Origin of the sequence: Commensalibacter sp. B14384M2 (genome assembly GCF_016101865.1) — a bacterium.
Classification (GTDB): domain Bacteria; phylum Pseudomonadota; class Alphaproteobacteria; order Acetobacterales; family Acetobacteraceae; genus Commensalibacter; species Commensalibacter melissae.
In genome coordinates, this window is the sequence record NZ_JACFPS010000004.1 from 33,062 (window position 1) to 49,013 (window position 15,952).

Annotated in this window: 18 protein-coding genes and 1 tRNA gene; 7 read left to right on the plus strand and 12 right to left on the minus strand. The window is 32.9% G+C overall.

Annotated elements, in window-relative coordinates; all coding sequences use genetic code 11:
- Positions 1 to 36: 36 nt before the first annotated feature.
- Positions 37 to 789: a 23S rRNA (guanosine(2251)-2'-O)-methyltransferase RlmB gene (gene rlmB / locus H3R33_RS07675; RefSeq protein ID WP_198185500.1), complete on the minus strand. Its 753-nt coding sequence runs from the start codon at positions 787 to 789 to the stop codon at positions 37 to 39.
- Positions 790 to 922: 133 nt separating this feature from the next.
- Between rlmB and H3R33_RS07680 the strand changes: the two genes are divergently transcribed.
- Both H3R33_RS07680 and H3R33_RS07685 read left to right on the plus strand, forming a co-directional pair.
- Positions 923 to 1,008 (plus strand) — tRNA-Tyr (locus tag H3R33_RS07680).
- A gap of 216 nt (positions 1,009 to 1,224) precedes the next feature.
- A complete protein-coding gene (locus H3R33_RS07685; protein WP_110439462.1) occupies positions 1,225 to 1,611 on the plus strand; it encodes a VOC family protein in 387 nt (128 codons plus the stop codon).
- Between the two features lie 52 nt (positions 1,612 to 1,663).
- Here the strand turns inward: H3R33_RS07685 and H3R33_RS07690 are convergent, their stop codons facing one another.
- Positions 1,664 to 2,944: an O-acetylhomoserine aminocarboxypropyltransferase gene (locus H3R33_RS07690; RefSeq protein WP_198185499.1), complete on the minus strand. Its 1,281-nt coding sequence runs from the start codon at positions 2,942 to 2,944 to the stop codon at positions 1,664 to 1,666.
- Between the two features lie 484 nt (positions 2,945 to 3,428).
- Between H3R33_RS07690 and H3R33_RS07695 the strand changes: the two genes are divergently transcribed.
- Positions 3,429 to 4,973: a phosphoenolpyruvate carboxykinase gene (locus H3R33_RS07695; protein ID WP_198185498.1), complete on the plus strand. Its 1,545-nt coding sequence runs from the start codon at positions 3,429 to 3,431 to the stop codon at positions 4,971 to 4,973.
- A gap of 89 nt (positions 4,974 to 5,062) precedes the next feature.
- Here H3R33_RS07695 and H3R33_RS07700 read toward each other — a convergent pair whose 3' ends face one another.
- From H3R33_RS07700 to ssb, 3 genes are all read right to left on the minus strand, one after another.
- Positions 5,063 to 6,502, minus strand: coding sequence for a glycoside hydrolase family 32 protein (locus H3R33_RS07700; protein ID WP_198185497.1), 1,440 nt, complete (start codon positions 6,500 to 6,502; stop codon positions 5,063 to 5,065).
- Positions 6,503 to 7,113: 611 nt separating this feature from the next.
- Complete coding sequence (locus H3R33_RS07705; RefSeq protein WP_155567767.1) at positions 7,114 to 7,650, minus strand: hypothetical protein; 537 nt, start codon at positions 7,648 to 7,650, stop codon at positions 7,114 to 7,116.
- Between the two features lie 16 nt (positions 7,651 to 7,666).
- Entirely contained in the window at positions 7,667 to 8,062 is a 396-nt protein-coding gene (gene ssb / locus H3R33_RS07710) for a single-stranded DNA-binding protein (RefSeq protein ID WP_110439458.1), read from the minus strand.
- A 510-nt stretch (positions 8,063 to 8,572) separates the two neighbouring features.
- Here ssb and H3R33_RS07715 point away from each other — a divergent pair.
- From H3R33_RS07715 to H3R33_RS07725, 3 genes are all read left to right on the plus strand, one after another.
- Positions 8,573 to 9,100 carry a flavin reductase gene (locus tag H3R33_RS07715; protein WP_198185496.1) on the plus strand — a complete coding sequence of 176 codons (528 nt, stop codon included), beginning with the start codon at positions 8,573 to 8,575 and terminating at the stop codon, positions 9,098 to 9,100.
- Positions 9,101 to 9,354: 254 nt separating this feature from the next.
- Entirely contained in the window at positions 9,355 to 10,095 is a 741-nt protein-coding gene (locus H3R33_RS07720) for a LexA family transcriptional regulator (RefSeq protein WP_198185495.1), read from the plus strand.
- 174 nt (positions 10,096 to 10,269) lie between these two features.
- Positions 10,270 to 10,581: a MarR family winged helix-turn-helix transcriptional regulator gene (locus tag H3R33_RS07725; RefSeq protein WP_198185494.1), complete on the plus strand. Its 312-nt coding sequence runs from the start codon at positions 10,270 to 10,272 to the stop codon at positions 10,579 to 10,581.
- A 381-nt stretch (positions 10,582 to 10,962) separates the two neighbouring features.
- Here the strand turns inward: H3R33_RS07725 and H3R33_RS07730 are convergent, their stop codons facing one another.
- From H3R33_RS07730 to H3R33_RS07750, 5 genes are read right to left on the minus strand one after another with little or no spacing between them, the layout of a single operon-like run.
- A complete protein-coding gene (locus H3R33_RS07730; RefSeq protein ID WP_198185493.1) occupies positions 10,963 to 11,928 on the minus strand; it encodes a HesA/MoeB/ThiF family protein in 966 nt (321 codons plus the stop codon).
- Positions 11,925 to 12,530 (minus strand): thiamine phosphate synthase, encoded by a 606-nt coding sequence (locus H3R33_RS07735; RefSeq protein WP_232342216.1) that lies wholly within the window; start codon positions 12,528 to 12,530, stop codon positions 11,925 to 11,927. Before H3R33_RS07735 ends, H3R33_RS07730 begins: the two co-directional genes overlap by 4 nt.
- A complete protein-coding gene (locus H3R33_RS07740) occupies positions 12,530 to 13,294 on the minus strand; it encodes a thiazole synthase (protein ID WP_198185492.1) in 765 nt (254 codons plus the stop codon). The genes H3R33_RS07735 and H3R33_RS07740 overlap by 1 nt, the downstream gene beginning before the upstream one ends.
- 2 nt (positions 13,295 to 13,296) lie before the next feature.
- Positions 13,297 to 13,494, minus strand: coding sequence for a sulfur carrier protein ThiS (gene thiS / locus H3R33_RS07745; RefSeq protein ID WP_198185491.1), 198 nt, complete (start codon positions 13,492 to 13,494; stop codon positions 13,297 to 13,299).
- A gap of 5 nt (positions 13,495 to 13,499) precedes the next feature.
- A complete protein-coding gene (locus H3R33_RS07750; protein WP_155565034.1) occupies positions 13,500 to 14,417 on the minus strand; it encodes an FAD-dependent oxidoreductase in 918 nt (305 codons plus the stop codon).
- 328 nt (positions 14,418 to 14,745) lie between these two features.
- Between H3R33_RS07750 and cynS the strand changes: the two genes are divergently transcribed.
- A complete protein-coding gene (cynS, locus tag H3R33_RS07755) occupies positions 14,746 to 15,189 on the plus strand; it encodes a cyanase (protein WP_110439450.1) in 444 nt (147 codons plus the stop codon).
- Positions 15,190 to 15,265: 76 nt separating this feature from the next.
- On the opposite strand, the gene nrdG is transcribed toward cynS, so the two are convergent.
- Positions 15,266 to 15,772 carry an anaerobic ribonucleoside-triphosphate reductase activating protein gene (gene nrdG, locus H3R33_RS07760; protein ID WP_198185490.1) on the minus strand — a complete coding sequence of 169 codons (507 nt, stop codon included), beginning with the start codon at positions 15,770 to 15,772 and terminating at the stop codon, positions 15,266 to 15,268.
- Positions 15,759 to 15,926: an anaerobic ribonucleoside-triphosphate reductase gene (gene nrdD, locus H3R33_RS07765; RefSeq protein ID WP_198185489.1), complete on the minus strand. Its 168-nt coding sequence runs from the start codon at positions 15,924 to 15,926 to the stop codon at positions 15,759 to 15,761. The genes nrdG and nrdD overlap by 14 nt, the downstream gene beginning before the upstream one ends.
- Positions 15,927 to 15,952: the final 26 nt, after the last annotated feature.

The window sequence follows — 15,952 nt, forward strand, 5'->3', positions numbered from 1 at the left end:
AAAAAGAACAATTTTAAATAAACTAACATAAAATTTCTAGATTAAATTAGAATGGATTATTTCGTACAAGGCAATGGCACCCGCAACTGATACGTTTAAACTGTCAATATCCCCGGCCATATATAATGAAACAATTTCATCACAATTTTGACGGACAAGCTGTCGCAGTCCCTTACCTTCGGCACCCAACACCAATGCCACTTTTCTTTGCTTATAATTTTGACCATTTAGAAGCTCACCCTGCGCATCCATTCCAAGAACCCAAAAACCTTTTTCCTTTAACTGCTTCATGATACGTGAAAGATTAACCACTTTCATTACCAATACAGAATCAAGAGCACCCGATGCCGCCTTGGCCAAAACCCCGCTTTCTTCTGGGGAATGACGATCCTGCATAATAATTCCAGATGCCCCAAATGCCATTGCCGAACGTAAAATAGCACCAACATTACGAGGATCTGTAACTTGATCAAGGATGAGCACGGGTCCATGCCGTTTCACTATATCCTCTAAATCTGGGTCGGGAAGTGGCATAACCTGTAATGCAACGCCCTGATGTACAGCATCCCGACCACAAAACCTATCCAACATCATACGATCAGCAATTTCATAAGATATATTTAAAGGCCGTTCCAATTTGGTCATTAAAGTGTCAAATATCTCTTGTGTTGCCAACAAACGATTTTTTTGACGTAATGGATTTTTCAAAGCCGCTTGCACAGCATGCAAACCATACAACCAATATCCACCCTCTTTTTGATGAGAATTAGAAACAGGTTTTTTACTCATATATAATTCAATCTTTTCTATATATTTAAAAATCAAATGATTATAGAGAAAATCAAAAAAATCTACAAAGAAAAGTTAAAAACTCTGTTGACATCTATCAAAAGAACCTGTTATTTGTTTTCCATCTTCCGATGGAGGGGTGCCCGAGTGGCTAAAGGGGGCGGACTGTAAATCCGCTGACGTGCGTCTACGTTGGTTCGAATCCAACCCCCTCCACCACATTAAATAATTGAATTCTCATCTTTTATTTATTTCAAAAAAATCAATTCATCGTTAAATCTTTTTTGTAGTTTTATAAAATTAATCCACCAAAAAACAAAAAATAATAATAAGCGTTTGCAAAACCGTAATGAAAAACAATTTTTACTTGCAAAACAATCCATATCTAAATAATCTTTGTTTCATTTTCATTATATTTAGAAAGCAATGTAAATTATGATTAATTCCATTGATCATATTGTGTTGACAACATACAGGCTTGATGCGTGTATCCATTTTTACACTCAGGTTTTACAATTTTCCCTGCAACATTTTGGACAAGATCGAATAGCTTTTAAATTCGGCAATCAAAAAATCAATGTTCATGAATATGGTAAGGAAATTGAACCAAAAGCACATTTACCCGTACCAGGCTCTTTAGATATCTGTTTTGTTACTCAAGAAAAACCAGCAACAATTCTAGCTCATTTACAAAAATATGGAATTAAACCGCTTGAGGGTCCTGTCAACCGAACAGGGGCACAGGGATCCATTGAATCCATTTATCTACGTGACCCTGATCTGAATTTAATCGAGATTGCACGATATATTGAAAACCCCTGAATCAAACAAGGGGTATTTTTAAAAATCAATAACTCTTATTCTATATTTTATCTTAACTTAGTGCCAAGGCCTGTTCAAGATCCTGAATAATATCATTTACATTTTCGATACCAATCGATAGACGAATCACATCGGGTCCCGCTCCTGCAGCAATTTTTTGTTCATAACTTAATTGACGATGTGTAGTCGATGCAGGATGAATGACTAAGGAACGCGTGTCTCCAATATTAGCCAATAAAGAAAACATTTTTAACGAAGAGACAAACCGGACAGCTGAATCATATCCTCCTTTTATTCCAAAGGTAAATACTGATCCAGCCCCTTTAGGCGCATATTTCTTCTGCAAATCATTATATTTATTATCAGGCAATCCAGCATACGAAACCCACGCAACCTTTTCATGATTAGCCAGATAATGAGCTACCACATTTGCATTGTCACAATGACGCTGCATACGCAAAGGTAAGGTTTCAATTCCCGTTAAGATCAAAAATGCATTAAAAGGAGAAATTGTTGGACCAAAATCACGCATACCCAATACACGCGCAGCAATTGCAAAAGCCGATGAACCTGCCGCATCCGCAATAACCAACTCTGCATAATCATGTCGTGGCTCTGTAATTTTTTTATATTTGTTATCTTTTTTCCAATCAAATTTACCACCATCAACAATAATGCCGCCCATCGAATTTCCATGTCCCCCCATAAATTTAGTCAGGGAATGAATCACGATATCAGCACCATGTGCAAAAGGGCGAACCAGATAAGGCGTCGCCATGGTGTTATCCACAATCAAAGGGATATGATTGGCATAAGCAATTTTTGCAATGGCCTCTATATCAACAATTATACCACCAGGGTTTGCAAAGCTTTCAATAAAAATCGCCTTTGTCCGACCATCAATTGCTTTTTCAAAAGTGGATAAATCGTCAATATCGGCAAAACGAACATGCCAGTCAAATGATTTGAAAGACTGGGCAAACTGGTTAATTGAACCACCATATAATTGACGAGCGGCGATGAAATTGTCCCCTGCCTCCATCAGGGTATGAAAGGTTAAAAACTCTGCAGCATGTCCAGAAGCAGTTGCCAATGCTGCACTTCCTCCCTCCAGTGCTGTCACCCGTTCTTCCAATACAGACTGGGTTGGGTTCGTAATCCGACCATAAATATTTCCCGCATCTGTCAAGGCAAAGCGATTGGCTGCCTGATCAACATCTTTAAAAACATAAGCTGTAGTCTGATAAATCGGTGTTATTCTTGCCCCTGTTACTGGATCAGGTGTTGCCCCCGCATGAATAGCCAAGGTTTCAAAATTGGTGTTTTTACTCATTATTTATGATCCGATATAAAAATGAAAAATGATGCCAAATCATCATTTATGATGATTTGTTTTTCGTTAAATTATCTATTTATCGAAAATTACGAAATAAATGTAATACAATTCAAAAATATCAACAATCATTATTAAATATCGAATCGAATAATCGAAAATTTTTTTAAAAAAAATCGATATAATTTCGTAATTATATTCAAATTTAAGTGATAGTAAAATCAGAATAATATTTTTTTAAATAAAAATTGATTTAAACAGATAAAAGGATCTATTTGTATCGTTCTTCAATAACCCTTGAATACATTCATATGCTTTTTCCAAAAATAACGATCCTGATCAAGAATTTTAACAATTATAATCATGACAAACCCTTTTTGATAATTTAAATAGATAAATAATAGCATATATGTGATTAAACAACCGACTGCATATAATTCATAATTTTATCTTTAAACCTGATAATGCCGTTGGAAATTATTGAATGAATCACGTTAAACATTATACAGATATTAGCATCGCAGAACTTGTTGAGTTAGCCATTCAACGCAATGAGGGAAAATTGGCCGCTAATGGTGCGTTAACAGTAAAAACGGGCAAACGAACCGGACGGTCCCCGACTGATCGTTTTATCGTTAAAGAAGCCATAACAGAAAATGCGATTAATTGGGGTAAAATTAACCAACCTTATTCCGAAAATAAATTTGACACCTTATGGAAACATGTCGAGGATTATATCAATCGACAAGCATGTTTCATTTCTCATGTTCATGTCGGATCTGACCAAAATTATTATCTACCCGTCAAAATGATTACCGAAACCGCCTGGCATAACGTGTTTGGAAGATGTCTTTTCATCAATCCTGATATTTATAATCCAAAACAACTATCTGAATGGCAAATTATCAACGCTCCCGGTTTCAAGTGCAATCCTGAACGAGACGGTACCAATTCTGAGGGAACTGTCATCATTAACATTTCTCAAAAAAAAGTTTTACTTGCAGGAATGCCTTATGCCGGGGAAATGAAAAAAGCCATGTTCTCTGTGCAAAATTTTCTTTTGCCTGAGCAAGACGTTTTACCCATGCATTGTGCAGCAAATATTGGCGAAAAAGGTGATGTAACCTTGTTTTTTGGATTGTCAGGAACAGGTAAAACAACACTTTCAGCCGATGAACACCGTTACCTGATTGGAGATGATGAACATGGTTGGGGTGCAGGAACAGTTTTTAATATTGAAGGAGGATGCTATGCAAAATGTATTCATCTTAGTGAAAAAAATGAGCCCGTTATCTGGCGAGCTATCCGTTTTGGAAGTGTTCTTGAAAATGTCGTATTAGATAAAGTGACACGTGAGCCTGATTACAATGATGAACAATTCACTCAGAATACAAGAGCTTGCTATCCTCGTGATTTCATTGTGAAACGGGCAAAAAATAACAAAGGGGGCGAACCTAATGCAATTATCTTTTTGACTTGTGATTTAACAGGCGTCTTGCCACCTGTTGCCATTCTAAATCATGAACAAGCTGCATACCATTTTCTTTCTGGATACACCGCATTGATTGGATCAACGGAAATAGGATCCGGTTCAGGAATCAAATCCACATTCTCAACATGTTTTGGTGCACCTTTTTTTCCACGTCCACCACAAGTCTATGCAGAACTTTTAATCAAACGAATTAAGAATTTTCATTCGCATGTTTATTTGGTTAATACAGGATGGACAGGAGGTGGTTATGGTGTAGGTAAAAGGTTCAAAATTCCAACAACGAGAGCAATTATCCATGCGATACAAAATGGCCTTATTAACGAAACAAAAACAGAGCATCTTGAAATTATGAATCTGGATATTCCCACTGCAATACCTAATGTTGAAAATAAAATTCTAAATCCACGCAACTGTTGGAAAGATCCACAAGCTTATGATCAAGCCGCACAAAATTTAGCGCAACAATTTATTGATAATTTCAAGAAATTTAACGTCTCTGAAACTATCTATCAAGCAGGACCCAAATTAAAATATTAGATAATAGTTTTTTGATAAATTTTATTTAACATGATGATGAGAAAATAGTTTGAAAAATTATTCTCATCATCAAAATCATAACTTTCAGATTATTTAAAAATTGAATCCAATTTCCATTCTTCTATATTTTTAAAAATTGCGGTCCCTTTCTCAGCAAATAACGTTAACTTTTTTTGGTCAGAAATCGGATAAATCTTGCTAGTTAAACTATATTCACCTTCATTAACAAAAATTTCTATAGAAGAGGCATCAATAAAAATATGCAAGTCTATTCGTAACATTCTCTTTAAAGAAATACTTCGACAGGATTGTAATTCATAATCAGAACTATGTCGCTCAAATATTAACCGCTTCAAAGCTGAATCAACACTAATTCTTCCAGCACTTTCAATATTTAAACCATAACACCTACCTGAACTAGCAGTCAAATCAATCGATAGCTTCAGCTCTTGATATGTTTCATCCAATGAATAAACCTCATTATTTAAAGCAATCAATTCGAATTTTTTGTAATCTGTTCTAAGTAATTCCAATTCTACAATTGGTTTACAATATAATTTACCAATCTCATTACATGAAACTTCTCTAGGCAAGGTTAACGCGCCGTTCCAACCCTCGGATTGATTAGGAAGAGGCGCATCCCACATCTCCATCCATCCGACCATAATTCTACGCCCATCAGCAGCTTCAAATGTCTGGGGGGCATAAAAATCATGACCATGATCAATTTCTCTAAATGAAGTTTCAATAGAAAAAGTTCCATTCTTTTCCCATTGACCTATACAATAACCACTTTGATGTAAATTACGGTAATCATATTCCTGAGCAGGCATACCTTGAGGTGAAGTAATTAACACATCTTTATTATTAACACTAAAAAAATCAGGACATTCCCACATATAACCATCTACGCTATCTTTTGCCTGATGTAGGATACATCTAAATTGCCATTCTTTTAAATTATCCGATTGATATAACCTCACTTGACCCAAATCATTTACTTTTGCCCCCACAACCATCCACCATTTTTCCCGAGCTCGCCATACTTTGGGATCCCGAAAATCAACTATTCCTTCTGGAGGATATAAAACAGGTCCATGTTTGGTAAAATGAATTCCATCTATACTGGTCGCCATGCATTGGACTTGACAAATTCGTGAATCTTCACCGGTTTTCTCAAAAAATCTATGACCTGTATAAAATAAGGTTAGTATACCATTATTATTTACAGCTGAACCTGAATAACAACCATCCCGATCATATTCCTGATCAGGATATAGAGCAATTGGCATATGCTCCCAATGAACCATATTATCACTGACAACGTGCCCCCAATGCATAGGCCCCCATATAGGTTTATAAGGATAATGTTGAAAGAAAAAATGATATTTCCCGTTAATATAAATTAAACCATTTGGATCATTAATCCAACCATATTGAGCGGCAATATGAAATTTTGGGTAATAATTATCACCCCTTTTCTTCATCGCTTCTTTAACAAAATTATCAGCTGAACTTAAAGATCTCATAATGATTTCCATTCAAAATATGAATGCCAATATTATTTAGTTAAATAGACGATCTAACAAGATCCATCCATAAATCGATAATTCCGTAACAGAAATTTTAAGATTACTTGTATGATATCATAATTTCATTCAAAATTTCTTTACAAAATAAATAAAATGAAATTTTTACGAATAGTTTTTTTTAAATTTTAATTAAAGGCATCTTCCGTATTAATATCCTGACTTAAACAAGAATTTCTTCCATCCGGATACAAACTATCATTACTAACTATCAGATCCAGTTGATGTCCAGCCATCAATTTGAAAAGAACATTTTATTTCAGCCCATCCTTTCCATGAAGGTTACATTCATCCTGGACAATTTATAAACACCAGATGTTTTTCCTACACAATCAAGATGAGCTCAATATCATTTCGAAAATATATAAAAATACACCTTGACAAGAAATTGAATTAGAGCTTATTCCACGTATGATAATTATATAACTTGTGACACATATCATTATACCTGGGCATAAAAAAGCAGCCTAAAGGCTGCCCAATAAAAAATTATTAAAACTTTTCCATCTGATTAAACTATTAATTATATACGTTATAATTTTATCGTAATATTATTTTTTTTCCAAAGCTTCTTCTAATAAAATAAAAGCTGATAGAACCTGACCCATAGTATAGTTCAAATTCAATTTAAGTAATTGGGATATTTCTTTACATTTCATATTTCCCAAAATAATCATATTCAAAATATCAAGATGATAACGCCCAATTTCTTGCCATATAGATAATAATTTACTGTATGCATCATGTTGGGAAGGTATTGGTTCCCAATTTCCACCACTTATTTTTCCTTCTTTCAACCAATGACTTATACGTGCGTAAATTGAACTACTCTGTCCGAAAGCCTTTTCACACAAAATGGCATATCGTTCAGCACAATTACGTTGGGTAACACTTATACTACCACGATTCATCATCTCATCATAAACACATTTACGTCGTAATCGTGTAACTTTTTCATTTATATTTTGAGGATCAATACCAACATCAATTATTAGTTTTCCTGAATTATATTGTGCTTCCAGATGATGTTTACGTACAATAAAGGGTAATTTTTTTTTATTAATCCGTTTTTTTATACTTTTTTTCATAAAAGGCCTTCTTTAATTATGATGAAGCCTCTTGATTAATTAATAATTCTTCTTTTATATTATTATCATTCAACAATACTAATATTCCGTTGTGAGAGAAAAGAACAATTTCTGCGCTATAATGATTATTTTTCTGTTCATCGTACCATTTCCGAACTCTTAATTGTCCTTCAATGTATAGCTGATCCCCTTTTTTAATGACAGTTTCAATTTGTTTAATCAAATTTTTACTAAAAACGACAACTTTAAAATACTCAACTTTGTTAATTTGTTGAGCTGTACGTCGATTTTCCCAGCTATCATTTACCATTAGGACTAAAGTCGCTATATTATCACCAGATTGGATCATTTTTATTTCTGGATCTTTGGCTAAAATACCAATCAAAACAACTTTATTTATAAAGCCACTCATTTCAGTTCCTATTCATATTAATTCTGCAATTAATGACATATTCTCATAAATTTTATTTAAATTAATGAATGGCTATATATTGTAATTAAACCTTTTATTAATTCTACTACTGTTCCTTTATTCTAATAATAACTAATTCAAATAAAATGTTAATTGTTATTATATATTAAAATTATTTTAGATATATAATACTAAACCATCTTTTAAGAAATAACTGCTTTTCCATATTCATAAATTTTTATTAATATTCATTATTTAAAACAGCACCTTCCTTATCTTTTCAATCAATTAACACTGTTAAAAAAAAAATCAAGCAAAAATAATATTTTGATAAATTATTAATTTTTTAATCTATTAACAATCTATTTTTTAAAATTTTTTATGCAATTATATTCATTACACTAACTAAAATTTTAAATGCATATATAATTTAATTTGCCTTTAAATAGATATTTTATTAATTTTTTATAAATGAAATAATTAATTATTATTTTATATAAAGGATATTAAATGAACTTATCTATTTTAAATCAAGAACAGAAAAATTTCCGTGATGCTATGTCGCAATTAGCTGCAGGTGTTTGCATTATAACTACTAATGGAAATACTGGTCCACACGGGATTACCGCAACATCAGTTTGTTCCATAACCGACACCCCTCCAACAATATTAGTCTGTATCAATAAAAAAAGTAAAGTAAATCAAATATTTAAAAATAATCAAAATATTTGTATCAATATTCTTTCTTCCAAACATCTGGATGCAGCAAAACATTTCGCCGGAATTACAAAAATTAATATGGAAGAAAGATTTTTACAAGATGAATGGCAAAAAACTAACAAAAACCCACCATATCTTAAAAGTGCATTGGTTTATTTGAAAGGTCAAATAAATGAAATTAAAGAATACGGTACACATTCACTTTTTTTCACGAATATTAATATAATTAATATCAACAATAAAAACGATAAAAACGATAATCTCGTTTATTATGATAGAAATTTTTGCTCAACTTCAAAAATATTAGATATAAAATAAATTATATTAATATCATGAAAGATCATAATTTAGCTTTTATTTGATTCATTCATTAAAAATATTTAATATCAATAAGTTATGTAGATCATATCCTATAATTTGAATAATTAAAATCTCTCTATAAAAAATTGCTATCCTTCATCAATTTAAATTGCAATAATGAATAAACGTACGGTATTTTAACCTTTATAATTTATATTCCGGTTAAAATACCACATATAATTAATTAATTAGTATGGTATTATTCTTTAAAAATGAACATAAAAAAACTGTTATTTAACATTGAAAACATCATAAAAGAAAAAAATATTAGTGAACGCAAGGCATGTATTAATGCTGGTATAAGTCCAGATTTCATTAGAGATATGCGGAGAAATGGTAATTTTCCCAAAGTTGACAAGTTAATCAAGTTAGCAAATTCATTAAATGTCAGTATTGACTATTTTCTGAACGCCCTGAATCCACAATCTTTCCCTCCATCTTTAACTTTAAAAAACCCTTTTATTTCTCTAAAAATAATCTATATCAAAGGAAACATAGAAGCCTGTCAATGGATTCAGAAAATAGAATGGCCACGATCCGAATGGATTATTTTTCCCATTCCTGAGAATCCTGAATTTAAAAATACAAAAAGCTTTGCCCTGAATATCATGGATGAATCAATGAATTTGTTATACCCTAAAGGGTCTATAATCATTGCTGTCAACTTTTCTGATTTAGAAAGAGCTCCTAAAGATGGTGAATGTGTTGTTATCATTCGTTATGATAAATTAACAAATTGTTATGAGCAAACCCTTAAAATAGTTGAAATAAAAGAAAATGGAAAAATTTTCCTATGGCCTTATAGTAACAATCCTAATTTTACACACCCTATAATTTTACCACGTTCAAATCCTTTTCACTCAAAAAATAATGTTACACCATCTGTAACAATTCGAAGTCTTGTTATTGGTTGTTATCATAACACTATACGAAGAATAAAATTACAGAATTAAAAGATTTATTATTGTTAACGATTCGTTTCATTGCATTTGCGGGATTTTTACCAAAAATTGTTGACGACGGGTTTTTTCCCTATAAAATAAAAGCATAACACAAAAAATCATTGTTATATCAATACTTAATTGAAAAACCTTATTTATTTGTTTTCAAAAAGGATATTAATTAAAATGAATCTTTCTTTTCAAATTATTAAAAATTCTGCCAGTAGTCATTTTGCACTTACCGTTCGTCAACTTGCAATCTTATCCTTGGTTTATAACGAAGCGATTGAAGCGAGTGTCGATTATTATTCTAAAACATTAAATCTTTCTAAACCTGCTGTAACCAAGGCAATTAACCGTTTAGAAGAATTAAAACTCGTTAAACGTAAACCAGATACACAAGATGGACGTAAAGTAATCGTTTCATCAACATTAATTGGTCAGAATTATATTCAACAAATTCAAACTATACCTTATTCTATATATCATGCCTGTTAATCCTTAAACATTAAACTATATAATTTTAAACGCATCTTCTTTATCTCTTATAAAAAAATACATTACCGTAAAATATTTCCCCTTTATTTTTAAATAAAATATTTTAAAAACGCATATTTAAATCTTAATATTTAATTAATTAAATCTTATATTTAACTGAAAATGATATATTATTATTATTATTATTATTATTATTATTATTATTATTATTATTATTATTAAAAACATTCGATATATTCAAGAATATCATTACAATTATATTTAAAAACAATAATCGTTAAATTTGCTGAAATTTTTTGTTGATTGAATTAAAATATAACGTTTTTTGTATTATTAAATTACAATTTATTAGAATTTAATATAAATAATATTTTAAAAAAGTTAATCCGCTATGATGCCCAAATTTGTATAACCCTTAAATTGTAACTGATATGCTGCTTTAATAGCTCTTATCCCGGTTTTACAAATAAATATTATTCGTCGATCGGTCGGAAAATTACTATTTTCTATATTTTCAGGTTTCACCCGAATAACATGGGAATTAACACTGATTGGCGCTTCAATTTCATCCCGTAATTCAACCAAATAATCATCAACTTTGAGACTTTCCCTATCCAATAATGAAATAATTGTTTTTTGTTCAGGTTCTTCCGCATCATCAAAACAAATCTGACCAACTCTCCAGTTAATGCAATCTATATGGAACAAGTTTCCTAATGTCGGTTTGGAAAGCTTTAATATTATATTTATAGCCATTTCTGCCTGAATTGATCCCATAATCGCAACAACAGGTCCCATTACTCCAATATTATTACAATTATTGTTCGAAAACGAAGGTTTTGGAAAAACCGAGCGATAGCTTGGCCCACCACCACAAAAAGCCCCTACATATCCCTCAAATTCCAGAACAGAAGCACTTATAAAGGGAATATTCATTTCATAACATTTATCAGAAAGAAGATACGTCACCATAAAATTATCAGCCGCATCTATAACCAGATCAATTTCACGCATTGCATCAGAAATATATGAAAAACTTAATTTTTGAGCATAAGCCTCAATATGACACTCTGGATTTTGACGATATAAAATATTCTGCATTACCAAAGCTTTATGTTTGCCAAGATCAGATTTAGAGTACATATATTGTCGATGTAAATTAGATTCCTCTACAATATCATGGTCATAAACCCTTATAAAACCTATCCCCGCTGCACTAAGTAATGGTAAAACCGTATTACCCAATCCACCACATCCTACAACTAATAGACGGGCTTTTCTTAATCTCTCCTGACCTTCGATACCAACCTCAGATAACATTATCTGTTTTTTAAACCGTTTTTTCATTGATTGATGACCTTTTTAATCTGTCTTTGCCAAGCATTATAACGATTGATTGGATCTGACGCAGTCTTAATATCTGTTACTACTGCCAAACTATCTGCACCCGCTTTCAAAACATAAGGAATCCGTTCAACTGTTAATCCCCCGATAGCAACCAAAGGAATATTTCTTATTCTCTGTTTCCATCTGTTCAGTTTTGATAACCCTTGCGGGTGCCATTTCATTTTCTTCAATACAGTCGGATAAATTGGTCCCAATGCAATATAGTCAGGGTAAAGCTTCAACGCAATTTCCAACTCTGATCTATCATGTGTGGAAATCCCATATTGAATTCCTGCATTTCGTATTCTGTTAAAATCTGTTTTTAATAAATCTTCTTGTCCTAAATGAACAAAATTTATACCCAATTCTAAAGCCAATTCCCAGTAATCGTTCAAAATCAATTGCGCACCATAACGTTCACAACAGATTTTTGCTTCCATAATATTTTGCCTCAAATCCGGTTGAGACATATTTTTAATTCGCAATTGAATCAATTTAACCCCAACAGGCAATAATTTTTTAATTAATGAAACAGACTCTGTAACTAAATAAAATTTTTCCATTATAATGATAGATCCGCCAATCCATATGCTGGTGTTGAGGCGTAGGCCATATTACGCTTTTCCATTAATCCCGCTTTATATGCTATCCGTCCCGCTAAAATAGCTTTGTTAAAAGCATCCGCCATTAGAATAGGATCTTTTGACTTCGCAATTGCCGTATTTAGTAAAATTGCATCAAAACCTATTTCCATCGCTTGGATTGCTTGACTTGGCGCTCCAATCCCCGCATCAATAATAAGGGGAATATTTTTAAAATATTGACGCATTGTTTTTAATCCTTCAATATTACGCAAACCTTGTCCAGATCCAATCGGTGCCCCCCATGGCATCAAAAGTTGACAACCTGCCTCTAATAACTTTTCACCAACAATTAAATCCTCGGTCGTATAAGGAAAAACCTCAAACCCTTCTTTTGACAAAATCCTGGCAGCTTCAACTGTTGCAAAAGGATCTGGTTGTAAAGTATCCGCATGACCGATAATTTCCAGCTTAATCCAGTTTGTTTCAAAAACTTCACATGCCATCTGCGCTGTTGTCACGGCCTCTTTCACGGTATGGCATCCTGCCGTGTTTGGCAGAAACCTTTTTTTTGTTTTTGCTATTAACTGACGAAATTCAGAACCTCCCACCCCTTCCCTGCGTAAACTGACAGTTATAATTTCTGCCTCTGAAGCATGAATGGCTTGTATCAAGATATCTGGCGAAGGGTAACCGGCAGTACCCAATAACAATCTTGAATGAAGATTTTGATTATAAAATTGCACAACTAACCTCCCTGCATTGGTGATACAACTTCGATTTTCATATTTTCCTGCAGCAGGGTCTCCTCATAACGTGCCCGAGGAATAAAATTTCCGTCGATCGCACTGGCAACACAAGATACATCCATATTTTTTTCCTTCAGCAAATCTGCCAAAGTCTTTACCTGTGTTGTAATGAATTCGCCATTTAAATATAACTTCATTTTCATTATCCCAAAATTTTCTTCACAAAATCTAATGCCAGAACCGGAGCAAGTAAAAAGCCATGTCGATACATGCCATTAATATAAAATTTACCATCCTGTTCAATAATCTGTGGAATATTATCAGGAAAGGAGGGTCTGCATCCTGTTCCTGTTTCTATAATCCTTGCTTCAGCAAAGGCTGGATGAATTGCATATACTGAACTCAGCATTTCTATCAGGGCCCTAGCACTTATGGGACTATCATCATTGCTTTCCACCATTGTTGCCCCTACCATAAATCGGCCATTTGCCCGAGGTACAAGATAACAGGGAAACCGCGGATGCAATAAACGAATTGGACGTAAAAAATTAACTTCGTGGCATTCAAAAATCAGCATTTCACCACGAACAGCCCGTAAATTTTTTAATGAACTGGTTGCCGCCATACCAGTGCAGTCAATGATCTTTCCTTTGGGCGAACCCGTATGAAAACTAACACCCTTATTTTTTAAATTTTCTTTTAGTTCCTGCAAGGCCAAGCGAGGATCGATAAAGGCCTCAGAAGGAAAAAACAGTCCCTCAGAAAAACGACCCTTCAAATCTTTTTCTATCTTACCTGGATCAACCCATTCATGACAAATGGTCATATTGGCAAACCGTCTTAATTCAGACATATCTCGAGGCGGCGCAATGACAATGGTTCCGGTTTTTTTTACATTACTGACATGATTATCCCACCACTCAACAGATAATTGTCCATTTTTTACGACAATATCTGGCGCACTTTCCCCTTCACAAAATGGTGCCAACATACCGCCAGCAAAATATGATGCGGCCTGAATATTTGGATTTTCAACAACCTCTAGTTTTTCACCCTTTTCACATAAAGCTGTTGCAATACACAATCCTGTAACACCACTACCAAGAATAGACCAAGCCATTTATCCTACCTTATATAAATTGATCTCATAATCAATATTCAACTGATTATCATATGAAATGGATAAATAGAAAAGGAACAAGAAAGTGAATATGAACAATAATTAAAAAAATTTTATTATTATTAAATATTATTAAATTTTTATAAAATAATAATATTAATTATATAATTATAGATTGAAAATTATAACACATAATTATAACAAAAAACAAAATATATACTTTAAAACTATTGATAGTAAAAATAAAATATCCAAATATCACATGTCATTAGATTATCAAATTTAAGAATATTCAACTCAATGCAACATTTTTTATTTGGAAATTATCATGAACCGTCTACAAATCACAGAAAAAATAATTCAAACCAAAATTAGTAAAGACATTAAATGGTCTTTTGTTGCCGAAACCTTAGGATTAAGTAAGGAATATGTTACAGCCGCTTGTCTCGGCCAAATGCCTTTAAATAAAGAACAGGCCGTTCTGATCGCTTCTATTTTTGATCTGACAGAGGAGGAAACCAATTGGTTGACCGTTCCACCCAATAGAGGAAGTCTTCCAACTGCCATTCCTTCTGATCCAACAATATATCGTTTTTATGAATTAATTAATGTATATGGATCAGCCATCAAGGAACTTATTCACGAAGAATTTGGAGATGGTATAATGAGCGCCATTGATTTTTCAATGAATATAACCAGAGAACCTAATCCCAATGGAGATCGTGTTAATATTCAACTTAGCGGTAAATTTTTACCTTATAAAAAATACTAGATTTTTCAAAAATATCAGTATTGTTCTATAAATGATCCTTTATCCATCTATCGAGGATCATTTTTCATTAATTTAATCAATATTTTAATTGATCTTTTATTCGTTGCCGATCCATTCTATATAGAATTCTTTGATTGGTACTGCCTCGAAAAGACAATTGCAAATCCCGTTGACTGATCTGAAATGGACCGTCAATCAAAATATCAGTCAATTCCAATAGATGGATAATTAAAGGATTGCATTTTCCCAGTTCCAATAATCGTTCATACGTATAACCCGTATAAGTAACCAGCGTTTTTCCTGTTTTCTTTACAATATTGGCAAGTAAAACAAGACTTTCCGCCTGCAAAAACGGTTCCCCACCCGAAAACGTCATACCCGATAAAAGTGGATTATTCAAAAAGTCATTGATAATTTCTTGAATAGAAATTTCATAACCACTGTTTAGTGCATGTGTTTCAGGATTATGGCATCCGAAACATTGATGAGGGCAACCCTGAGTGAAAACAACATACCTCAACCCAGGCCCATCCACGATAGATTCTGCTTCTATACCACTGATACGCAGTTTAGCTACAGCCATGCTTGACACGATCTTTTTCTTCGGCACGTTTGGCATTATTAAAACGATCCAATGTACCAACCAAATATCCCGTTATACGGCGTGTCCTGGCAAAACTTATATCTTTTCCCATCATTTTTAAATTTTTTTGAACATGTTCTATAGGTTTAACCATATTGCATTTGCCCATTATTAACCCTT